Here is a 22998-nt window from a genome sequence, read left to right as displayed (position 1 = left end):
GGCAAGAGGCAAAAGTCAAAAGGGAAGAAAAATATGTGTACCTCACTAGCTTAGGAAACGCTATATATCATAATTCTAACAACAAAAAAGCACCCCCTCGCAGGAGTGCCTTTTCGTTCAGACTAGGAATTAACCATTGATAGCGGGAGCAATCAGAGCTACGGGAGCTTGTTCGCCACTAGCCAAGTCTAAGGGGAAGTTGTGAGCGTTGCGCTCGTGCATTACTTCCATACCGATACCAGCGCGGTTCAGCACATCGGCCCAAGTACCGATTACACGACCTTGAGAATCGAGAATCGACTGGTTGAAGTTGAAACCGTTGAGGTTAAACGCCATGGTGCTAACACCCATCGCGGTAAACCAGATACCGATTACCGGCCAAGCACCTAAGAAGAAGTGCAGAGAGCGGCTGTTGTTGAAAGAAGCGTATTGGAAGATTAAACGTCCGAAGCCCACACCCTGCCCCCACGAAAAACTTTTTCAGCAGACCCTACTTAATTAATTCTTATCAATCGAATTAAATTTTTGTAAATAAAATTCTCGATCGGATTAATTATTTTTTCCAAATTCCGCTAGACTTATCTAGTAAGTTCAATCGAGACTCGATATTCCATAGCTAAATTTCTATAGCACGGGCTAGAAGGAAAGTTTAGCGAGGGATTCCTTTACCCATAATTCAGCACACATATTTGCTTTAGCAGCAGGTAGGAGATTCTATGTCAAATTTTTCGAGACGGAAATTTTTAACCACGGCGGCAGTTTCAGCGGCAGGGGCTGTTGTCCTCAAAGGTTGTTTGGGTAATCCCCCCGACACTACGGGTGGAACCACCACCACCGCGCCCGCTGCCCCGGTTGCTTCTCCCGTAGCGGTGGCCCCCGGAGAGGCCCCCGAAACCACCAAAATTAAATTAGGTTATATTCCTATCGTTGAGGCCGCACCCTTAATTATTGCCAAGGAAAAAGGCTTTTTTGCTAAATACGGGATGGCCGATGTGGAAGTCTCCAAACAAGCAAACTGGGGATCTGCTAGAGATAACGTCGAAATTGGGGCAGATGCGGGCGGAATTGACGGAGGACAGTGGCAAATGCCCATGCCTTACCTAATTTCTGAGGGACTAATCACCAAAAATAACGTTAAAGTCCCCATGTATGTGTTAGCGCAGTTAAACACCCAGGGTAACGCAATCGCGATCGCATCTAAACACGAGGGCAAAAATATCGGTTTAGACCTGAAACCCGCCAAAGATTACATCCTCAGCATGAAAACGACGGGAACTCCCTTCAAAGCTGCCTATACTTTCCCGAAAGCTAACCAAGACTTCTGGATTCGTTACTGGTTAGCCGCCGGTGGTATTAACCCCGATACGGATATTAATCTAATTGCCGTACCCGCAGCCCAAACCGTGGCCAACATGAAAACGGGAACCATGGATGCGTTTAGTACCGGTGATCCTTGGCCGGCGCGAATTGTGGCCGATCAGATCGGTTTTATGTCAGCTTTAACCGCAGAAATCTGGCCCTATCACCCGGAAGAATACCTCGCTATCCGCGCCGATTGGGTGGATAAAAACCCGAAAGCCACCAAGGCCTTATTAAAAGGAATTATGGAAGCGCAGCAATGGCTCGATCAAGAGGCAAATCGGGCAGAAGCGGCGGCAATTCTCGCTAAACCGGCTTATTTCAACCTCAAAGAAGAAATTATCGCCAGTCCCCTCAAAGGAATGCAGAAAATGGGTGACGGTAAACCGGAAATCACCGACAAAAATAAAGGGGTTTTCTACTGGAAAGATCCCGCCGGTAGCGTTTCCTATCCCTACAAGAGTCATGATCTCTGGTTTTTAACCGAAAGTGTTCGTTGGGGTTTCTTGCCGAAAGAAACTTTAACCACTGCCTCAGCCTTAATCGACAAAGTTAACCGCGAGGATCTTTGGAAAGCGGCAGCTACAGAGTTAGGGGTTCCCGCAGCTGATATTCCCACCAGTACCTCCAGGGGTGTCGAAAAATTCTTTGATGGCAAAACTTTTGATCCTGCCAATCCCCAAGCTTATCTCGATAGTTTGGCGATCAAAAAATAGCGAGCTTTTCTCGATAGGCTAGGGGCATAAAATATCTAGTCTATTAATCCCAAAAGTGTTTTCTTCTCTCCCCAATCAAGTAACTTTATCTTCAACAAAGGAAAACGGCAAAATGGCAAGTAGCGTCAGCAAAACAAGTAAAGGTGGTTTCAACTTCAGTAAATTCTGGAAAAAGCATTCCCAAGACATTCTTCCCCCCATTATCGGTACCTTGGGTTTTCTGATTGTTTGGCAATTAGTCTCGATGGTGGGATTAATCAAATTACCCCCCCCATCCGACCTAATCACCAATGAACGGACTCGTACTTATTTAATGTATCCTTTCTTTGATCGTGGGGGCATTGATAAGGGACTATTCTGGCAAACTTTAGCCAGTCTGCAACGGGTATTAATCGGTTATTCTTTAGCCGCAGTGGTTGGTATTGGAGTTGGGATTATGGTCGGTTTAAATTCTTTCTTAAATAAGGCCCTCGATCCCCTTTTTCAATTCCTGAGAACAGTTCCTCCTCTTGCTTGGGTTCCCCTATCTTTGGCCGCTTTACAACAAAACCAACCTGCTGCTTTATTCGTTATCTTTATTACCGCAGTTTGGCCGATTTTGATTAATACCACCGTCGGTGTCCAACAAATTCCCCAAGACTATATCAACGTTAAACAAGTCTTGCAATTGTCCAGCAAAAAATTCTTTTTCAAGATATTAATTCCCTCGGCTCTTCCCTACATATTCACTGGTTTGAGAATTGCGATCGGTTTAGCTTGGTTAGCGATTATTGCGGCGGAAATTGTTATGTCGGGTATCGTCGGTATCGGTTTCTTTATCTGGGATGCCTACCAAAATAACTACATCAGCGATATTATTCTTGCGCTGTTTTATATCGGTGGTGTGGGTTTATTACTCGATCGCTTTATGGCTTGGTTGCAAAATCAAATCGTTCGTCAATAGGGAATTAATGGGGAAAGTTTCCCCATTTTTCAAATAACTGAAACTTGAGCCAATTTAAGGAGAAAAAACTATGAGTTTGTTTGTCGCTGTCGATAACATTGATAAAGTATTCCCCCTTAGTGGTGGCGGTGAATATGTGGCCTTGAAAGGGATCGATTTACAGATAAAAAAAGGGGAATTTATCTCCCTCATCGGTCACTCCGGTTGCGGAAAATCCACCCTCTTAAACATGATCGCTGGTTTAGATTTGCCCACAGAAGGGGTGGTGACTTTGCAAGGTCAAAGCATTAAAAAACCAGGTCCCGATCGCATGGTAGTCTTCCAAAACTATTCCCTTTTACCCTGGTTAACCGTCAAAGAAAATATCACTCTAGCCGTCGATCAAGTTCTCACCCAACTATCAGAAGACGAAAGAAAAGCCGAAGTCGAAAAATATATCGATCTGGTCAATCTTCGTCATGCAGTGGATAAACGTCCCAACGAATTATCGGGGGGGATGAAACAACGGGTAGCGATCGCTCGCGCCCTAGCCATTCGTCCGAAAGTCCTGCTTTTAGATGAACCCTTTGGGGCGTTAGATGCCCTGACTAGAGGTAATCTACAGGAACAGTTAATGCAGCTGTGCGAAGAATACGAAATGACCTCGGTAATGGTGACGCACGATGTGGATGAAGCGGTGCTGTTATCCGATCGCATCGTCATGCTCACCAACGGCCCCGGCTCAAAAATTGGCGGTATTTTGGAAGTGGATATCCCCCGTCCCCGCAAACGCATGGAAGTGGTGGAACACCCCAGTTACTACAGTCTCCGGAGTGAAATTATCTATTTCCTCAACCAACAAAAACGGATCAAAAAACTACGCGCCCGCAAAGTCGAAGTGATTGCCCGTCACGGTTTAGAAAAAGTCAATCTAGAAATCGGTTTTGTTCCCCTCACCGCTTGCGCGCCCCTAGCAGTGGCCAAAGAAAAGGGATTCTTCACTAAACATGGTCTAGATGAGGTGAATTTAGTCCGGGAAACCAGTTGGCGAGGCGTTGTGGACGGGATCGCGGGGGGATTCCTCGACGGGGCGCAAATGCCTTCAGGAATGCCCACCTGGTTAACCGTCGGTGGTTATCAGGAGCAACCTTTGCCGATTGTCAGCGCCCTGACTATGACTCGTAACGGTAACGGTGTCACCCTCGCTAAACGCTTCTATGACGAGGGAGTGATTGACGGTAACGCCTTAAGACAGATGCTATTGGAATCGAAGGAGCAGCGCCATATTTTTGGCATTGTTCACCCCTCCTCGATGCACAATTTGCTCCTGCGTTACTGGTTAGCGGCAGCGGGAATTGACCCCGATAAAGATGTTCACCTCGAAACTATTCCCCCGGCCCAAATGGTAGCCGACCTGAAAACCGGTAGTATTGACGGTTACTGTGTCGGTGAACCTTGGAATCTCAGGTCCGCCATGGAAGGTATCGGTTACACCGTCGCCACCGACTTAGAAATCTGGCAGGGCCACCCGGGTAAGGCCCTGGGAGTCCGGGAAGATTGGGCCAATAAATACCCTAATACCCATGTCGCTTTAGTTAAAGCACTGCTGGAAGGTTGTCGCTACTGTGCCGAGGAAGGGAATCAGGAAGAAATTCGTCAAATCCTCGCCAGTCGTCAGTATCTTAGTACCAATATCGATTATATCCAACTGGGTGATCCCAACTCCTATGCGTGCAGTCTCGATCGACCGATGAAAGAATATGCACACCATCTGTTCTATGGAGAAGGGGTAAATCGTCCCAGTCGTACCGAACACCTCTGGATGATGACCCAAATGGCACGCTGGGGCCACATTCCTTTCCCCCGTAACTGGGTAGAAATTCTCGAACGCGTCTGTCGGGTGGGTGTTTTTAGTACCGCGGCCCGGGAATTGGGTCTAGGGGATATTAAATATCGTCGCACACCGATCCTTTTATTCGATGGTATCGAGTTTGATGCCGAGGATCCGATCGGTTATCTCAATAGTTTAGAGATCAAACAAAACGTCACCATGGCCGAAGTGGCTATTGATGCTCGTCCTAGTGCCAGTGAATCTCGCAAAATTGCCTAAAAATCGACTAAGGGGATAATTCCTAGCCAATTATCCCCGGCCATTGCCCCTATTAACTAATTTCCCCCAAAGACTAATCATGTATACCACCACCGACACCGTTAACCGGGCAACCCAGGCCCCCACTAAAGAAGCTTTTGTTACCATTGAAGGAGTTTCTAAGGTTTATCCCACTCCTAGAGGCCCCTACACCGTCCTCAAGGATGTTAATCTCAGTATCAATGAAGGTGAATTTATCTGTGTGATCGGTCACTCCGGTTGCGGTAAATCCACCCTATTAAATATGGTGTCGGGTTTTTCTTCTCCCACCGATGGCATTGTTAAAGTTAACGGCAAGAAAATTACTAAACCCGGGCCCGATCGCATGGTAGTGTTTCAAAACTATGCTTTATTGCCTTGGTTAAGTGTTTTTGAAAATGTCTATCTCGCGGTAGATGCGGTGTCTCCCAATGCTCCAGAGGCACAAAAACGCTCGATCGTGCGCGAACATTTAGCTATGGTGGGTTTAACCGAAGCTATGGACAAAACCCCTCCCCAAATCTCCGGGGGGATGAAACAACGGGTTTCGATCGCTCGCGCTCTTTCTATCCGTCCGGAAGTGTTGATTCTTGATGAACCTTTCGGTGCCTTGGATGCGATTACTAAAGAGGAATTACAGGAAGAATTGCTGAAAATCTGGCAAGATAAACGCTGTACGGTGTTGATGATTACCCACGATATCGATGAGGCCCTTTTCCTCGCTGATAAGCTGGTAATGATGACCAATGGACCGGAAGCGAAAATCGGCGAAGTGATGAATATTCATTTCCCCCGTCCCCGCGATCGAGAGAGAATTATGGAGGATCCGGAATATTATCGTCTGCGTAACTATGCCCTCGACTTCCTCTATAATCGTTTCGCTCACGATGATGTTAGCTAGATGTGAGCATTTGTATTAGTTTTGGGTGCGGTTGACTTAATAGCGATCGCACCTAGATTTTTTTTCTAGAGAAGCCTTCTTCAAGTAAAATCATTTCTAAGTAGGTAGATTTTAAAAATTGTCAGATACCCCCCTTAATAAGAGGGGATCAGCACCCCCTTTATCAAGGGGGGATCAAGGGGGGATATACTTACTTGTTAGCTAAATAGAACAATTAGCAATAAAATACAATAATAATTTTTACTTTTTACTTAATCGATCATGCTCAAACAGATACGGAAACTACTTATCAATTTCGGTCAACAATGGCGCGATGAAGATTTCATGAGGTCGATTCATCTCATTGAAAACATAGTTTCTAAGGTTTTATCCGTAGCCTTAATTGTTGTTATTATTGTTTCTCTTTATGACCTAGTAGTTATCCTAATCAAAGACCTATTTACTACGGAACCCGTCGGTTTTTTTAGTAAAACTTTAATTGAAATCTTCGGATTATTTCTCAATATTTTGATCGCCTTAGAGTTATTAGAAAACGTCACTGCTTACTTAAGAAAACACATCGTACAGGTTGAATTAGTAGTAGTTACGGCTTTAATTGCTATCTCTCGAAAAATTATTATTTTTGATCCCAATAAATACAGTAAAGATGATTTAATTGCCCTCACCGTGGGAACCTTAGCTTTAGCGGCAAGTTATTGGTTAATCAGAAAAGTTAATCGCGATAATCGTTCTTGAAGTAGTGATTAAGTACCTAGACAGAATTAATCACAGATATTTTTTACTTCTGGAGTTGAGCAGTTCTGGGGTTCTCTCCTTCCAGAGTGTCAATTTAATTTTGTCCAACTACTGATTAGGGAAAGGGTTAGATTGAGAAAACCTAAAACCTAACCCTTCTAAATATTTACTCGACTCTAGAAATATTACCCGCTTTAATCCAACCTTCGCGACCATCGGACAGACGTACGCGCTGCCATTGCCCATCGCTGCTGGTTCCCACCACACTGACTTTAGTATTGTAATCCAGACCGCCGAGACGAGTCGATTCACTGGTAGGTTCAGAGCGCAGACTTAAACCGCTTTGCCATGTCACCCGCGCTTGATAACCCTCGGATGTGGTTTCTCTTTTTGTTTCTTCGGGACTGGGTTTCGGGGAAGCTTTTGCTGCTGGGGCATTGGGAGACTCTTTCACCTCAGCTTGGGGTTGTTCTTGGAGGGGAGTAGTAGGGATGGGTTTAGCAGCTTTTTCCTCCTTAGTTTCCTCTTTTTTCTCCTCGGTAAAGACGGGTTTAGGAGGATTAGAATTCATACCAGAGAGAAGCATATAGGCGACAGCAGTAGCCCCACCGACCAGAATCGCCACTCCCATGACAAAACCGACCATAAATTGCAATAAACCAGATAAACGCTTCATATTGGTGCTAAATTAACTGCTAGAATTGAGATTAAAACGATCATCGCGAGAGGCTAGACGAGCTTTACCTGACTTAGCCCAATCCTGTAGAAATTGAATCTGTTCTTGGGCAGTGCGGGCCAGGGGGATAATCTGACTAGCGGCCTCAAGCACATCATCGGTGCTAAAGTCGCGATTTTGACTAAACCCGATGTGCATCGCTTCCACGATGGTTTGTTCGATTTCTGCCCCCGAAAAATCGGGAGTTTCGTAGGCTAATCGCTTTATATCATAACTTTTCAGGTTATGGGGCCGAACTTTCCCTAAATGAACGCTAAAAATCTCCTCGCGGGACTTTTGGCTAGGTAGTCCGACAAAAAATATCTCATCGAAGCGTCCTTTTCGCAGCATTTCCGGGGGCAGAGATTGGATGTTATTAGCTGTAGCGACGACAAAAACCGGCGATTGTTTCTCGGCTAACCAAGTGATAAAAGTCCCGAAAACTCGCCCGGTGGTTCCCCCATCGCCTTTCCCATCCACTCCGGCGAAAGCTTTATCGATTTCGTCTATCCACAGCACACAGGGAGCTAAAGCTTCGGCGAGATTAATCATCTGACGGGTACGCGATTCCGATTCTCCCACCAATCCGCCAAATAAACGCCCCACGTCCAGACGTAGTAGGGGTAAGTGCCAATGATGGGAAATAGCTTTCGCTGTCAGGGATTTACCCGTCCCTTGAATTCCCACCAATAGTAAACCCCGGGGATTTGGTAAACCGTAGGCGCGGGCGCGTTCACTAAAGGCACCACCGCGACGAATCAGCCAATCTTTGAGATTATCTAGTCCCCCGATGTCAGAAATCTGCTCTGTGGCGGGATAAAAGTCCAATATCTGGGTTTGACGAATCGATTGGCGTTTTTCTGCCAAAATTAATTCCACGTCCTCTGGCTCAATTTTGCCGTGACTGGCTAAACATTTGGCTAAAACCCGACGAATTCTCTCTAGGGATAGTCCTTGGGCAGAAAGCACTAATTCATCGAGGAGTGGTTCTTTTACCGGTTGTCCGGTGGCGGCGATTAATCGCTGGATTTCCCGTTTAATTTCTTCGCCACTGGGTAGGGGAAAATCGACGACGGTGATTACTTCGGTTAGATCCGAGGGGATAGACAGTTCGGGAGCAACGATAATTAGGTTTTTGGGCTGAGATTTCAGGGAACGGGCCAGATTTCGCAATTTTCTGGCGATGGAAATATCTTCTAAAAAGCGCTGGAAATCGCGTAAAATTATGATGGCGGCGATGTTAGTCGGCAGCTTTTCGACGAATTCAAGAGCTTGCAGGGGATTACGCCGAGCAAAGTTCTCATTATTGGGATTATCTTGATAACCATCCACGAAATCCCAGACATAGACAGCACGGTTATGGCTCTGTTTGGCAATATCGGCGATCGCTTTTTCGAGACGTTCTTCTTCTAGGGTGGTAACATAGATGAGAGGATAGCGGGCCCGCAGCAGTAATTCAAATTCTTCACCAAAGCTCATAGCTATTCGTCTATAGTTTTTGCTATTTATATCGTCATCAAAAAATATAGCAGTTAGCCGTCTCTTGGATATTTTAGTACAAATGCTCGAAGTTTCTCTCCGGATATCCCTGTTCTGGTGTAGTCTTAACGAGTAGTTTACTGCATTCCTCCTCAAGATGAAGTGTAACCTAATTTTGATATCGACGGCCGGCGACCGACTCCCCAAAAGGAAAACTTTCTACCTCACCATTAGGATAACTGCTATGTATGAATAATGTTATTGACCATGATCGTTTATTTAAGGAATTAATTTCGACTTTTTTTGTTGAATTTATTCAGTTGTTTTTCCCCGCGGTTATTAATTATTTAGAGCCTAATCAGATCACATTTTTAGACAAAGAAGTCTTTACCGATGTCACGGAAGGAGAAAAGTATGAAAGTGATTTAGTCGCCCAAGTTCAATTTCGAGGACAATCATCATTTTTCTTAATTCATCTAGAAGCACAGTCTAGCTCTCAACCAGAATTTAATCGGCGAATGTTTACTTATTTCGCTCGTCTGCATCAAAAATTTGCCTTACCAGTTTATCCGATTGTCATATTTTCCTATGAGCGTCCACAAAAAGAAGCAATTCGTCAATACAAAATTGATTTTCCTGACTTAAAAGTGTTAGAATTTAACTATCAAGTTGTCCAGTTAAATCGCTTGCATTGGCGGGATTTTCTCAATCAAGCTAATCCCGTCGCCGCCGCTTTGATGGCCAAGATGAAAATTGCCCCTCGGGATAGAGCAAAAGTTAAGGCACAATGTCTAAGATTATTGGTAACATTAAGATTAGATGCGGCTAGAATGCAATTGATTTCAGGCTTTGTCGATACCTATCTCAATCTCAACTCGTCCGAGGAGATAGAATTTCAACAGGAGATTAGCACATTTATTCAACCCGAACAGGAGGGAGTTATGCAGATTACCACCAGTTGGATGCGCCGCGGTTTAGAACAGGGTTTAGAACAGGGTTTAGAACAGGGTTTGGAACAGGGTTTAGAACAGGGTTTAGCAAGAGAAAGAAATCTAATTATTCGTCTGATTAAACGTAAGTTAGGAGCTATTGATGTGACTCTAGAGAGTCGGATTATGACCTTGAATATTGATGATCTGGAACGAGTGGGGGAAGCTTTATTAGATTTTTCGACAGGGGAGGATTTAACTAATTTGTTAAATGCTTTAGATGCTTAGTATTTTTCTATTAAACTTCACAGAAGGCTATTTATATTATGGTTATAACTTTTGAAAATGCTATCCAAGAAACTCAAGATTTACTAAGTCAAATTGAGTTTTTAGATGCCAATGTAATCACTGAAAAAATTACCGATCTAGTCTCAACAGAAAATGGAGCTAGAGGATTTTTTGTTACTTATTTAACCAGCGATTTATCCTATAGGGAATATCCTAGTTTAGAAGTCATCACTGCTTTAAAAACTTCCCCGATACTGGTGAATGAATTATTGGTTAAAAATCTGGCTATGTCCACGGCAATGGTCATCTATCATCGCGGTCAAGGAGACGAAGAAAACGCCCGAGGTTCTGAGAAGGTCCAAGAAAAAACTGGTCAACTAATTAAGCAGTTATTATCGCCTGCCTTGGGAGAAAAATTACAACAATTAGCCACCAGTTTAAACAGCGGACAAGGAGAATATCAAGCCTTTCTAGAACGCTGGGGATATGACGATTGCCAACGTCAAGCGATCGCAGAAATTATTCAACTTTTTCTTTAGTAACTAGGGTTTGCTGGAAAAGTTGGTTGGTGGGAGCAGGGTGTAGGGTGCGGGGTGTAGGGTGTGGGGTTTTGCCCATTCCGATCAATACAGGGTCCAGCACTTTTGGATGGCCAAAAAGTCTAAAAGTCTTATCCAACAAGCTTTTTGGATTTATTCAGCCGGAGTTCGGTATTTCCTAGTCAACTTTGGGGAGGAAAACCCCAAGCCGATGATGGGATTTGAACCCACGACCAATTGATTACGAATCAACTACTCTACCACTGAGCTACATCGGCACATTGCCAATTTCCGATTATATCACGGACAATAGATACAGAGCTAGAAAGATTTTTAGATTTTTTTATGAGCAAATCCCCTCGACTTGATCCCCAAACATACGCCCGCTTGAAAGCGGAAGCGGCCAATCCCTATCGAGGGATGCGGCAGTTTATCTATCTCGGTTTAGGGGCTTCTGGTTTTATCGGTGCGGTGGTTTTTCTGGCCCAATTGGCGGCAGCGAGGGACGTAGCCACCGCCTTACCCAATTTTGCCCTACAAATCGGTGTGGTGGCCCTGATGATTTGGTTATTTCGTCGGGAGAAAAAAGCTCAGGGTTGAGGGAGTAGCCACCGATAGCCAAAACAGTCTCTTTCCAGGGAGAATAAAAGTTAACATTAACTCTAGTCTTTTCGTGTTATGATCGGAGGGAGAGTCAAGATTGGTGTTCAAGTTCGTTTTCAGTATTAACTCGGTAAGTCTTTTACTTTAGTATTGTTCGGCTTCTCCCTGAATTTTGTGTCTCCACACCGTTTCGAGTATTGATCGAGGATTCAAGTATTATGTCTATTTTTGTTGGTAATCTCTCTTACGAGATTTCCCAAGAGGATCTGGTCGATGTCTTTAAAGACTACGGCAAGGTTCAAAGAGTCCATATTCCCGTGGATCGCGAGTCAGGCCGCAAACGCGGTTTCGCCTTCGTGGAAATGGAAAGTAAAGCCCAGGAAACCGCCGCGATTGAGGCACTGGATGGTGCTGAATGGATGGGACGAGCAATTAAAGTTAACCAGGCCCGCGAGCGTGAAGAGCGTGCGTCCTTCAATGGTGGTGGTGGTGACAGAAGAAAACGCTATTAAGCTTTTTTTGTGAATAATTGTGGGAGGGTGGACAGGGTTCACCCTTTTTTTGTCGGCAATTGCGATCGCGGTTCCCCTCAAAACCAATAGAAATCTAAATGTCTGAGTCTCTCCAAAAGGTAACAAGTAAACTATAAAGGATATCGTGATCAGAATCTGATCGGCGATCAACTCCCGAATATATGGACAACAAAAACCCATGGAGACAACCTATACCCTAGCTGATGGGCCTGAAGCACTTCAATGCCCCACTTTAGTTGAAGACGATCGCACGGGCATGAGTCCCGAAACCCTAAAACGGGCTTTTCTGGACAATCTGTTTTATTTGCAAGGGGTTAACCGCACCAATGCTAGTCCCTACAATTACTATGTCGCCCTTGCCTACACCGTTCGCGATCGCCTCCTGCGTCGTTTTCTGAAATCCACCGACACCTACAAACAAGAAAAAGTTAAACTCGTCTGCTATTTCTCCGCCGAATTTCTCATGGGGCGGTATTTAGGCAATAATCTCGCTAATTTAGGTATTTACGACCTAATCAAAGAGACGATCGAAGAATTAGGTCTTGATTTTGAGGAAATTATCGAACAGGAACCGGATCCCGGCCTCGGAAACGGCGGTTTAGGGCGTTTAGCGGCTTGTTTCCTCGATTCCCTCGCTTCCCTAGAAATTCCCGCCATCGGTTACGGTATCCGCTACGAATTTGGCATCTTCCATCAAATCATCCAAGACGGTTGGCAGGTGGAAATCCCCGATAACTGGCTACGCTTCGGCAATCCTTGGGAATTACCCCGTCCCGATGAAAGTGTGGAAGTAAAACTGGGCGGCCGGACGGAAATCTATCACGATGATAAGGGACAAGAACGGGTACAATGGCTGCCGGAACGTCGGGTTTTAGCCATTCCCCACGATACCCCCGTCCCGGGGTACAAAACCAACACGGTTAACGCTTTGCGTCTCTGGAAAGCAGAAGCGAGTGAATCGTTTAATTTTGAAGCTTTTAACGCCGGGTTGTACGATCAATCCGTGGCCGAAAAAATGGACGCGGAAACCATTTCTAAAGTCCTTTATCCCAACGATAACACCCCCGCCGGTCGCGAATTACGTCTCGCCCAACAATACTTTTTTGTGGCAGCTTCCCTGCAAGATTTAATTCGCATTCACCTAAAAAACCACAAAAATCTGCAAAACTTCCACGAAACCGCCGCTATTCAACTGAACGACACTCACCCCGCCATTGCCATCGCTGAGTTAATGCGTTTGTTAGTGGATGAAAACGGCTTAGAATGGTCAAAAGCTTGGACAATTACCCAAAAAACCTTCGCTTATACCAATCATACCCTCTTGCCGGAAGCCCTGGAACGTTGGTCGGCGGCTCTACTCGGCAAACTGCTGCCCCGACATCTAGAAATTATCTATCTGATCAATCACTTTTTCCTCGATGATGTGCGGACTTGGTTTCCCGATAACGAGGAATTATTGGGCAAATTGTCGATAGTTGAAGAAGCTGGTTGGGGTAATAAACAAATTCGCATGGCTAATTTAGCCTGTGTGGGTAGTCACTCGATTAACGGAGTCGCCGCTTTACACACGGAGTTACTGCAAAAAGACACCCTGAAAGAGTTTGCCATGCTCTGGCCGGAAAAATTCTACAATAAAACCAATGGTGTCACCCCGCGCCGGTGGATTTTATTGAGCAATCCCCAATTATCGGCACTATTTACCGAAAAAATCGGCGATGATTGGTTAAAAGACCTGAAGGAATTGCGAAAACTGGAACAATACCTTGATGATCCCGAATTTCGTCAGCGTTGGTATGAAATTAAACAGGCGAATAAGGCTGATTTAGCGGCTTATATTCTGAAAACCTGCAATATCGAGGTGGATGTTAATTCGATTTTCGATGTGCAGGTAAAACGGATTCACGAATACAAACGCCAACATCTGGCAGTTCTGCACATTATCGCCCTTTACAATCGCATTAAACAGAACCCCCACGTCGATATCGTGCCGCGCACTTTTATCTTTGGTGGTAAGGCAGCCCCCGGTTACTTTATGGCGAAGTTAATTATTAAGTTAACTAATGCTGTAGCTGAAATTGTTAATAAGGATCCTGATGTCAGAGGTCGTTTAAAAGTGGTTTTCCTGCCTAACTTTAACGTTTCTTTGGGTCAGCGCATCTATCCTTCGGCGGATCTTTCCGAACAGATTTCCACGGCGGGTAAGGAAGCTTCCGGAACCGGTAACATGAAGTTTGCCATGAATGGCTCCCTCACCATCGGGACTCTGGACGGTGCTAATATCGAAATCCGCGAGGAAGCAGGGGCAGAAAATTTCTTCCTTTTTGGCTTGACAGCAGAAGAAGTTTATGGTAAGAAAGCCCACGGTTATGAACCGATGAGCTATTACAAAAATAATCGCGAATTGAAGGGAGTGATCGATCGAATCAAGAGTGGTTATTTTAGCCATGGTGACCAGGAATTATTCAGGCCGATCGTTGATTCTCTCCTCTACGATGACCAGTATATGCTTTTAGCTGATTATCAATCCTACGCTGATTGTCAGGAACAGGTAAGTCAAGCTTATCGCGATCGGGACAAGTGGACGCGGATGTCGATTCTTAACTCGGTTCGTATGGCGAAATTCTCTAGCGATCGCACAATCTGGGAATATTGTCAAGAGATTTGGAAAGTTAATCCGGTCAAGATTAGTTTAGAGGATTAAAAAACTCGGTCAAGTTCGGGTTTAGTCTTTGACTAGCCCGAATTCTGGAACCGTCGCCCCAAAAATGCTTTGTGAAAACGTCTAAACTATGATTTTTATGATTGTTTGATGGACTAGGATTTTAAGTTTTATACACTTCAATTATTTCTAGTTATAGTTAGGTTTTCTTTTAGGCTTGTGAACTCTTTTAAACTGTAAACTGATATTTCCAAAATTAAGCAATAATCCAATATCTAACCCATAAGCTTCGAGATAATTGATAGCTTGTGCTAAGTGAACATCTTCAAGTTGAATAACGGCTTTTAATTCTACCATCACTTTACCTTCAACAAAAAAGTCAACTCGTCTTGTACCTATTTGATCATCTTTATAAAAGATCGGCATTTCGTGTTCTCTCGAAAAAGATAATCCCTGTAGGTTCATTTCTTTTGCCAAAGCACGTTGATAAATTACTTCTTGAAAACCATTTCCTAAGATACGGTGAACTTCCATTGCACAACCAATAATTTTACCTGTTAGTTCACTTTCAGGGTATTGGGGATTAATAAAAGTCATGGCTAGGATTTAGATGATGAAGCGAGGATTTTGATTAGATTGTCTTTGACAATTAAATGTCTAAACTATGATTAGAATGATTGAATGATAGACTATGATTAGGTTATCTTTCGACAATCACGAGTATTTATTGTATTATATCAAATCATGGGGTCGCTCTCTCGAAAAAAATCACAGTCCATCACATAATCACAAAAATCATAGTTAAGACGATGATTAAAATGATTGAATGATGGACTATGATTGGGTTGTTTTTGACAATCATGAGTATTTATTATTATGATAGGGTCGTTCTCTCGAAAAAACCATATTCTATCACATAATCACATCAATCACAGTACAGACAATGAATGAACAACGCGCCCAAGCATATATTAATTTAATTGAACAGTTGCTCGCTTGTACTGATGATGAGGAACTCAATAATATTCTGCAAGCTAATCAGGAATTGATTGACCCCGAATTTTTGCAGGTGATGGAAAACTATGCAACAGGGTTAGAACAACAAGGAAATAATAATCCTGCGGCTTTGTTACGGGATATAGCGCAACAGTTGGGGCAGTTTCTCAACCCTCAAGCGAGAAGTATAGAGGAATATCAGGAGTTTTTATTAGAAGTCTTACAAGCAGAATATGACAGTAATAGCGATCCTACGGTGGTTTATCCTATCCTACAACGCCGTCAACATTTGTTAGATGATACTTTTGCCCAACTGTTGCAAGAATACGCTAGAAATGTGTTTTCTCAAGGCAAGGCAGAAGAAGTGGCGGTTATTGCAGGGGTGATTCAAAATTTATGTATTAGTATTCGACAGTTCCCCTTGAGAAGTCGGGCTAATAATCTGGAAATTGCTATTACAGGCTATCAGACCATCTTAGAAGTATTAACCCGTGATGCCTTTCCTTATGATTGGGCAATAATACAAAATGATTTGGGGTCTGCTTATATATATCGCATCAGAGGGGAAAGAGAACGAAATCTAGAATTAGCGATCGCGGCTTATAACCTGTCTTTAGAAGTATATACTCGTGATGCTTTTCCTTATGATTGGGCAATAATACAAAATAATTTGGGGACTGCTTATCTATATCGCATCAGAGGGGAAAGGGCGAATAATCTAGAGTTAGCGATCACAGCTTATAACCTATCTTTAGAAGTATATACCCGTGAAAACTTTCCTGAACAATGGGCAAGGTCAAAACATAATCTGGGGAATGCTTATAGAGATCCCATTCTTTGGAAAAGGGCAGAAAATCTAGAGTTAGCTATTGAAAATCTAGAGTTAGCGATCGCAGCTTATAACCTGTCATTAGAAGTATATACCCCCACATCTTTTCCTATAAACTGTTTAGGAACAGGACGAAACTTAGGAAAGACTGCTAACCTGATCGAAGACTGGGAAAACGCCATCAAAGGCTACAACTTAGCGATCAAAGCAGTAGAAAATATTCGACTCGAAGCTTTAAACCCCCAACGACAACAAGAAATTCTCTCCGATGCAATGGATGTTTATCATGGCATAGTTCAATCCTATCTCAACCTCAATCAAAAAGATCGCGCATTAGAATACGTTGAACGCAGCAAAACCCGCTATTTAGTCCAATTGCTTACCGACCGAGATATTTATCCTAAAGGTAATATCCCCCCAACTATTATTACCGAATTAGATCGCCTCCGTCGTGCCATTATTGGGGAAGAACAACGGTTAGCCATCCAAGAACAAACCCGCAATCGGGGAGTAATTTTAACCCTAGATGAACAAAAACAACCCATCTTAAATGACTATACTCACCTCAATCAGTTAAAACAAGAATTAAATCAACTCATTGACCGAGAAATAACCCCCATAGACCCCACTTTTAGCTTAACTCAAAAGGTTGAAAGTATTCCTCTAAGTGAGATTCAATCCTTAATTGATCAAGATACTGCTATTTTAGAATGGTATATTGCAGGGGATAGTATTATGGCGTTTATTGTTACTAATGAGGGTTTGATCCCCCCTAACCCCCCTTCAAAAGGTTTGATCCCCCCTAACCCCCCTTCAAAAGCTATCCATTAGTCGGATCTTTCTTAACAAAAAGAGAAGAAACTTAAAAAAAGGGGAAACGATTGATAGGTATAGTTTTGAAAGAAGGAATTAAGGTGGAGGTAAGCAAAAAAATGGAGAAATGGGCAGCCCAAGAATTACAGTATGCAGACCTAGGGGACACCAGAAGAAAGAAAAGGTTAATCAGTATCGTAGAAAACTTGGCCAGCCAACCTAGTACAAGTGTGCCACAAGCTTCGGGAAATCTAGCCGCCGCCAGTGCCACCTACGACTTTTGGAATTCCCCCTATTTTCACCCCTCAGATATAATTGCCGCCCAAGCTAAAAGTACAGTAGAAAGAATCAAAGAACATCCAATAGTTTTGGCAGTGCAAGACACAACAAGTTTAGACTTTACGACGCAAAAAGCCAAAAAAGGAATGGGTTATCTAGATTGTAAAACATCCTTTGGTCTCAAAGTTCATACCACATTAGGAGTCTCAGCGCAAGGAGTACCTTTAGGACTGATTAATCAATATGTCTGGGCAAGAGAAGAAAAGAATTTAGGGATTGCCAAGCAAAGAAAAAAAAGAGAAACTCAAGAAAAAGAAAGTCAAAGATGGTTAGATTCTTTGTCAGAAACACAACAACAAATACCCGAAGAAATTCAAGTAGTAACAATCGGAGATTGTGAGGCAGACATATTTGACTTATTTGCCCAGTCAAGAAATCCGGTTCTTCCGAACTTACCATGTAAAATCAACTAGCAAAATGCCAATTTAATAAACATCTAAGACTAAAGTTTTTAAAGTTTCTAAATCCATAGCCTCTCCTTTTAATCACCTTCAGTTTATTATTAATTCCTTCAACTGTTCCCTGGGTTGTTCGGTTATCAAAATAGGCAGTTATTTCGTCAATCCACCGCCGAATTGTCTGGCAGCTTTTAGGAAAGTAAGCCATCGCCTTTTTGAGCCAATCACTCAAGGCAAATAATCCCTCATTCCCCTCCGTATTTTTCTCAAATACTTCTCTAAATTCCTCTTTTAATTTGTGCATTTCCCCAAGTTTTGGAGACACTTTATATATTTCTTCCAATTTTTTCCTTTCTTTCTCTACTAAGTCTCCTTCATTCTTTAATAAGGCATATTTGCTCTTGGCTATTCCTGCTAAGATATTTTCTTTATTTTTCTTGTTTTTTATCTTAGCTGCCTCTCTTTTTACCTCCTTTCTTGCTTCATCTAGCTCGTTATTTACTTGTTTCATTACATGGAATCTATCCCCTACTATTTGAGCTTGAGACATTAGTTTTTCTGCCACATTTTTATACCCTATCCACAGGTCTATACTTACTTCCTCTATTTGGCTCAAAACCTCTTCTCCCCAGTGTTTCAGATATTCTGTTAATGCTTCTTCTGTTCTTTTTTCCCCTAAGCCTATAATTTTTCCTGTGTCTATATTTACTAACACAGCATAGTAATTTCCTTTTCCCTTTATCATGGCTATTTCATCTATTCCTAGTTTTTTTAGCCCTTGAGGTTTTGCGGTTATTAACTCTTCTCCTAAGTCTTTGAGCATCGTCTCTATTTCTTGTTCGCTTACTCCATTTCTTTCTGCCGTATTTTTGAGATCACTATTCAGGACTTCGGCCACTATTTTTTTTCTAAATCTGTCTGTGTAGGTTCTTTTCTTCGGCAAATAATTTAGTTCTTCTGTGAATTTTTTCCCACATTTCTCGCATCTCATCTGACGACGATTGATTCTCAGATATAATGCCTGTTCTCCAAAGGGTAAATCTCGGATTGTTAATTCATTGTTTTGATGAACTTTTTCCGTTTTACTTCCACAATGAATGCACTGGCTTTCTCTTGACATATTTTCTAAATGTAAAACAATTCCTATATCGGTAATAATTTGATAATTGGTAACGACAACTCCTTCTAGGTGAAGTAGCTCGGTCATTAACTTTAATTGTGGATTTGATGGCATAAGTATAGCTTGTGTCTAAAATTGCTGGTCTTGGCTGTCTATATTTTAAACAATAAATTGCTGTATTGCAAGCATAGTCAGCTTTTAAAGATAAATTATTGTTTTATTGGTCAGCAATAATTGTCTGTTTTTTTTTAATTTTACATGACAAGTTCGGAAGAGCCTTCATTGTTTACCCCTAAACAATGGACAATTTCTCTATCAACGCTTTTCTAATGGTGTAGGATACGTTCCCAGTTGCCAACTTTTAAAACTGGTAAAATTATCACAGCGAGAAAACTTTACTCGTCTTTTTGCCATTAAAAACCCCACCAGAAAAGACCTAAAACCTCTCTTAGGTGCAAATCTAAAAATCGAGAGAATTAGTCAAGTATTTGCTACTGAAAAAACTATTATTATTGGGGAATTAGAAGCATCAGAACAAACCCTAGAAAACCGTCGTCAAGAATTACAAGCATCCCATTGTATTCATTTTTCCTGTCATGGAAAATTTGATAGTAAATCCCCTAGAGACTCCGCATTAATGTTAGCAGATCCAGACGGTAACTTAGGAGAATTAGCTAACCTAACCCTAGCAGAAGTATTTGAAAAATTTGACTTAAGAGAATGCCGCTTAGTTACTTTTTCTGCTTGTGAAAGTGGTATAATCGAAAGTAAAGCTGATAGTATTAGTGATGAATATGTGGGGTTACCCAGTGGTTTTCTATTTGCAGGAAGTTCTAGTGTAGTTAGTACCCTTTGGACAGTATATCCCCTAACAAATACGTTATTTATGACTAAATTTTATCACGATCTTAAACGGATTTCTATCCAAGATCAAGGGAGTATTGCCATTGTTTTAAATAATACACAAACATGGTTAAGAACATTGAATAGTAAAAAATTAGCCAGAATTAAAGATAGTCAAAAATTCCAACAATTACTCGATCGAGTCTTTGAGAGTAAACGGGATAGAAGAAAATTCCAAGACTTATTAGAAGCTGCGGTTAAACGTCAACCCTATCCCTTTGCCAATCCCTATTATTGGACGGCATTTATCGCAACAGGGATTTAAGAGTCAGAAGAATTAGGTAATGGGTACAATCTGGAGACGTAATCCAAATGCCTGTAAAATCTTAATAACTGTAGTAAACTCTAGATTACCTTCGCTTAACAAATCTTTGCAGAGATTTTCACTTTCTAACCCTGTTTCACTGGCAATATTTGTCATTCCTTTAGCGCGGGCAATATCACCTAATGCTGCTATTATTAAACTCGGATCACCATCTTCGAGAGCAGCTTCAAGATATGCCGCTATATCTTCTTGTGTTTGCAGATGATCTGCAGCATTCCAAGGATAGGTTTGGATAGTAGCCATAAATACCTCCTATAAGTCGCCGGCTAAACCTAGTGACGAATACGAATGTCTATACGCGCTTTTGCTTGGCGATCGCGCAAAGCACTAAACCACTCAGAATAAGTTTTAGTCTGGCGAATTTCGATCATGTCTTATCCGTTCAACCGTTTAAGAATCGGAATAATTTTGACAAAACTTATCGAGTCCTTGCTCTTGAATATAAACAGCAACTATAGTTGATAAAATTCCTGCGACTTGCGGAGATAATATAATATATCCTACAATAATACCTGTTAGAGTAGGAATAAGTGCGGGTAAATATTTTTCTCGCAACTTCGATTGACAGATAGAATCACGGCATTTATTAAGAATAATAACAAACCAACGAAAATCAGCATTATCTTCTACCCCTTCAATACCGTTACGAGTGGCAATAGATTCAGCAGCATCTGCTAAATCTACCTCCCATTCCTCAATAACATCAAGTGCAATTAAAGCGTTCTCATTGTCGGCAAATTGAATACGGTACTGAGCAATTTTGTCCGGTGTTAAACGAGTTGCGTCTGACATAATACCATCCTTAAAGCCAAAACCAATTTTTTTCTATTATCTCATCTTATTAGCTCCTAATACCACCAAAGCAAAAAAGCGGTTAAGGATGCCGTAAGGAAAATCCCTCGCTTTAGCTTGTCCGCGACTTTATAATCGTCTCGTCGCTAAAGGTTTTGACTTTACCGATGGCAAGTTAATCCAGTCAAGATTAGCTTAGAAGACTAGGAAGAAGCGAATTTTTTGGGGTGAGAATTTACTTTTGTCAAAAATCATTACATATTCGCAACAAAATACACTTTTTTGAGCCAATTAATGTACCCTACTTAGACAAGGTGATCGATTATTTTGTCCCAGGAATTACGCGCTAAACTTATCTCCTGTTATCCCGAAAGTCAGGAAAAAGAGGAAGTCTTAATGAAAATGATTTCTGAACATTAATTAATTGAGGATAGGGAGAGGTTGCTAACGGTCAATATTGCCACCTGAATCGCTTTTTCGATAGCCTGTTGTTTGCTTTCTAAACTAATCCCTTCCTCTTTACTTCTTGCGGCAATCACAGCACAAACACAAGCGGAAGTAAATCCATAAACCCCCGCCATTTTAAATAAAGTTCCCGCTTCCATTTCATAATTGAGAATATTTAAACGTCGATATTCTTCCGTGATTCCCTCTAAGTGACGCTGAAGATAAGGGTTAGCAGAAGACACAATTCTTTCCTGTCCTTCATAAAAACTATCCACAGAAGCGGTAATACCTAAATGATAATTTACTCCCAAAAATTGAGCCGATTTGACTAGAGCAACTGTCAAAAAAGGATCCGCCACTGCGGGATATTCCAGAGGAGCAATATCATTAGCTGCACCTTGCCTACATAAAGCCGCTTGCGAGATAATAATATCACCGATTTTTATTCTATTTTGAATTGCGCCACAAGTACCGATACGAATAATAGTTTTAATTCCCACCTGTATTAATTCATTAACCACAATACTCAAAGATGGCGCACCCATACCACTGGTAGCCAGAAGGATTGGGGTAGAATTATCCAGGTAGCCAAGATAACTATTTAATCCGCGATAATCCGATAGTAAACGTGCATTTTGTAAATAAGTTTCAGCAATATAGCGCGAGCGTTCTGGTTCCCCCGATAATAGGGTGATAGTCGGTTTTGCCGTGCCTAAATCCTCACTGCTAAAGTTGAGATGATAGGGTTTTTGGTGAGATAAGTTATTGGACATTTAAATCAAATTAAGAGCAGTTACTTTGGTTAAATAGGCTTTTAGTTATTATAACAACTTTAGGTTTAAATTGAAATTAAATATTTAATTATTGACAAAATAGAATCAAGCTTAAGGACGACTATTGATGTTAAGTTCTTGCACTAATTCCTGCACTGTGGTTGAGGGATTGGCATCAAAAGGATGTTTTTTTGCTTCATCTCTATCTTGAATAAGTTTTGCTGCATTAGTGATTGCTGTTGTCTGGTATGGCTTTAATTTTTCGTACATATCCTCTCGATTTTTTGCATATTGTTCTTTTTCGTTTAATAATTTACACTTTTTCATCTGGGTATTTAAAATTTTTGGGTATTCACTTCGGGATGTGGCAATATCCAGATATTGAAAGTGTAAAATAAACCAAATTTCAAAAGCTTCATTAGAATAGGCAATCTTGATATTTTGTTCTTTAGCCAGTCCTTCTGCTTGATTAAATTGCTCTTTAGAACAGTTATCTTTATCAAAAACGCACCAGATTTGATCAAATGAGTCATCTTTTTTTAGATTATCTATCATCTTAATAGCTTTTTCTACTAAACTCAAGCTATTTTTACCTTCACCTTTCACCCTAACTTCAATTTTCTTAGGAACAGTAAAAGCCTTAAAATAGTTAACTTCAGTTTTTTCTCCCTCGCAAATAATTAAAAATCTTTTTCTTGTTTCTCTAGTCTTAGTTTGGCGACGCAAATAATCAGAAGTATTCCTATTGTTACTCATA

The 22998-nt window shown here is 41.8% G+C and carries 19 protein-coding genes, 1 tRNA gene and 3 pseudogenes; 13 read left to right on the top strand and 10 right to left on the bottom strand.

Going from position 1 to position 22998, the window contains the following annotated elements:
* Nucleotides 1-129: 129 nt before the first annotated feature.
* Nucleotides 130-450: pseudogene (locus myaer_RS15100) on the bottom strand (photosystem II q(b) protein); the annotation flags it as partial.
* A 266-nt stretch (nucleotides 451-716) separates the two neighbouring features.
* Between myaer_RS15100 and myaer_RS15095 the strand changes: the two are divergent.
* The 5 genes from myaer_RS15095 (at nucleotide 717) to myaer_RS15075 (ending at nucleotide 6761) form a co-directional block, all read left to right on the top strand.
* Nucleotides 717-2075: a CmpA/NrtA family ABC transporter substrate-binding protein gene (locus tag myaer_RS15095; RefSeq protein WP_046662700.1), complete on the top strand. Its 1359-nt coding sequence runs from the start codon at nucleotides 717-719 to the stop codon at nucleotides 2073-2075.
* A gap of 112 nt (nucleotides 2076-2187) precedes the next feature.
* Entirely contained in the window at nucleotides 2188-3018 is an 831-nt protein-coding gene (gene ntrB, locus myaer_RS15090; protein ID WP_046663803.1) for a nitrate ABC transporter permease, read from the top strand.
* A 70-nt stretch (nucleotides 3019-3088) separates the two neighbouring features.
* Nucleotides 3089-5107: a nitrate ABC transporter ATP-binding protein gene (locus myaer_RS15085; RefSeq protein WP_046662699.1), complete on the top strand. Its 2019-nt coding sequence runs from the start codon at nucleotides 3089-3091 to the stop codon at nucleotides 5105-5107.
* A 79-nt stretch (nucleotides 5108-5186) separates the two neighbouring features.
* Nucleotides 5187-6026 carry a nitrate ABC transporter ATP-binding protein gene (locus myaer_RS15080; protein WP_045361277.1) on the top strand — a complete coding sequence of 280 codons (840 nt, stop codon included), beginning with the start codon at nucleotides 5187-5189 and terminating at the stop codon, nucleotides 6024-6026.
* A gap of 261 nt (nucleotides 6027-6287) precedes the next feature.
* Complete coding sequence (locus myaer_RS15075) at nucleotides 6288-6761, top strand: phosphate-starvation-inducible PsiE family protein (RefSeq protein ID WP_002800917.1); 474 nt, start codon at nucleotides 6288-6290, stop codon at nucleotides 6759-6761.
* 166 nt (nucleotides 6762-6927) lie between these two features.
* Here the strand turns inward: myaer_RS15075 and myaer_RS15070 are convergent, their stop codons facing one another.
* Together myaer_RS15070 and myaer_RS15065 are read right to left on the bottom strand one after the other, a co-directional pair.
* A complete protein-coding gene (locus myaer_RS15070; RefSeq protein WP_046662698.1) occupies nucleotides 6928-7437 on the bottom strand; it encodes an SH3 domain-containing protein in 510 nt (169 codons plus the stop codon).
* 12 nt (nucleotides 7438-7449) lie between these two features.
* Nucleotides 7450-8955, bottom strand: a complete 1506-nt coding sequence (locus myaer_RS15065) for an AAA family ATPase (protein WP_046662697.1) — start codon at nucleotides 8953-8955, stop codon at nucleotides 7450-7452.
* Between the two features lie 248 nt (nucleotides 8956-9203).
* On the opposite strand from myaer_RS15065, the gene myaer_RS15060 reads away from it, so the two are divergent.
* Complete coding sequence (locus myaer_RS15060; RefSeq protein WP_046662696.1) at nucleotides 9204-10172, top strand: DUF4351 domain-containing protein; 969 nt, start codon at nucleotides 9204-9206, stop codon at nucleotides 10170-10172.
* 38 nt (nucleotides 10173-10210) lie between these two features.
* On the top strand, nucleotides 10211-10711 hold the full coding sequence (locus myaer_RS15055; RefSeq protein WP_046662695.1) for a hypothetical protein: 501 nt from the start codon (nucleotides 10211-10213) through the stop codon (nucleotides 10709-10711).
* 206 nt (nucleotides 10712-10917) lie between these two features.
* Here the strand turns inward: myaer_RS15055 and myaer_RS15050 are convergent.
* Nucleotides 10918-10989: transfer RNA gene (locus tag myaer_RS15050), tRNA-Thr, on the bottom strand.
* Between the two features lie 67 nt (nucleotides 10990-11056).
* Here myaer_RS15050 and myaer_RS15045 point away from each other — a divergent pair.
* The 3 genes from myaer_RS15045 to myaer_RS15035 all read left to right on the top strand — a co-directional run bounded on the left by myaer_RS15045 (nucleotide 11057) and on the right by myaer_RS15035 (nucleotide 14548).
* Nucleotides 11057-11311, top strand: coding sequence for a DUF3493 domain-containing protein (locus myaer_RS15045; RefSeq protein WP_046662694.1), 255 nt, complete (start codon nucleotides 11057-11059; stop codon nucleotides 11309-11311).
* Between the two features lie 221 nt (nucleotides 11312-11532).
* On the top strand, nucleotides 11533-11826 hold the full coding sequence (locus tag myaer_RS15040; protein ID WP_046662693.1) for an RNA recognition motif domain-containing protein: 294 nt from the start codon (nucleotides 11533-11535) through the stop codon (nucleotides 11824-11826).
* Between the two features lie 199 nt (nucleotides 11827-12025).
* Nucleotides 12026-14548: a glycogen/starch/alpha-glucan phosphorylase gene (locus myaer_RS15035; protein WP_046662692.1), complete on the top strand. Its 2523-nt coding sequence runs from the start codon at nucleotides 12026-12028 to the stop codon at nucleotides 14546-14548.
* Between the two features lie 147 nt (nucleotides 14549-14695).
* Here myaer_RS15035 and myaer_RS15030 read toward each other — a convergent pair whose 3' ends face one another.
* Nucleotides 14696-15103 carry a GxxExxY protein gene (locus myaer_RS15030; RefSeq protein ID WP_002759175.1) on the bottom strand — a complete coding sequence of 136 codons (408 nt, stop codon included), beginning with the start codon at nucleotides 15101-15103 and terminating at the stop codon, nucleotides 14696-14698.
* Nucleotides 15104-15449: 346 nt separating this feature from the next.
* Between myaer_RS15030 and myaer_RS21705 the strand changes: the two genes are divergently transcribed.
* Nucleotides 15450-17162 (top strand): hypothetical protein, encoded by a 1713-nt coding sequence (locus myaer_RS21705; RefSeq protein WP_327347196.1) that lies wholly within the window; start codon nucleotides 15450-15452, stop codon nucleotides 17160-17162.
* A gap of 101 nt (nucleotides 17163-17263) precedes the next feature.
* Nucleotides 17264-17863, top strand: a pseudogene (locus tag myaer_RS15020) (IS4 family transposase); the annotation flags it as partial.
* 25 nt (nucleotides 17864-17888) lie between these two features.
* Here myaer_RS15020 and myaer_RS15015 read toward each other — a convergent pair.
* Nucleotides 17889-19115, bottom strand: a complete 1227-nt coding sequence (locus tag myaer_RS15015) for an ISL3 family transposase (RefSeq protein ID WP_046662691.1) — start codon at nucleotides 19113-19115, stop codon at nucleotides 17889-17891.
* Nucleotides 19116-19278: 163 nt separating this feature from the next.
* On the opposite strand from myaer_RS15015, the pseudogene myaer_RS15010 reads away from it, so the two are divergent.
* A pseudogene (locus tag myaer_RS15010) lies at nucleotides 19279-20169 on the top strand (CHAT domain-containing protein); the annotation flags it as partial.
* Nucleotides 20170-20181: 12 nt separating this feature from the next.
* Here the strand turns inward: myaer_RS15010 and myaer_RS15005 are convergent.
* From myaer_RS15005 to myaer_RS14985, 4 genes are all read right to left on the bottom strand, one after another.
* Nucleotides 20182-20472 (bottom strand): addiction module antidote protein, encoded by a 291-nt coding sequence (locus myaer_RS15005; RefSeq protein ID WP_046662689.1) that lies wholly within the window; start codon nucleotides 20470-20472, stop codon nucleotides 20182-20184.
* Nucleotides 20473-20619: 147 nt separating this feature from the next.
* Nucleotides 20620-21021 carry a hypothetical protein gene (locus myaer_RS14995; RefSeq protein ID WP_046662688.1) on the bottom strand — a complete coding sequence of 134 codons (402 nt, stop codon included), beginning with the start codon at nucleotides 21019-21021 and terminating at the stop codon, nucleotides 20620-20622.
* Nucleotides 21022-21437: 416 nt separating this feature from the next.
* Nucleotides 21438-22241, bottom strand: coding sequence for a nucleoside phosphorylase (locus myaer_RS14990; RefSeq protein ID WP_046662687.1), 804 nt, complete (start codon nucleotides 22239-22241; stop codon nucleotides 21438-21440).
* 111 nt (nucleotides 22242-22352) lie between these two features.
* Entirely contained in the window at nucleotides 22353-22997 is a 645-nt protein-coding gene (locus tag myaer_RS14985) for an RloB family protein (RefSeq protein WP_046662686.1), read from the bottom strand.
* Nucleotide 22998: the final 1 nt, after the last annotated feature.

This window comes from Microcystis aeruginosa NIES-2549 (assembly GCF_000981785.2).
GTDB classification, from domain to species: Bacteria; Cyanobacteriota; Cyanobacteriia; order Cyanobacteriales; family Microcystaceae; genus Microcystis; species Microcystis aeruginosa_C.
The sequence above is the reverse complement of the archived record's forward strand: the minus strand, read 5'-3'. Positions and strand labels throughout refer to the sequence as shown.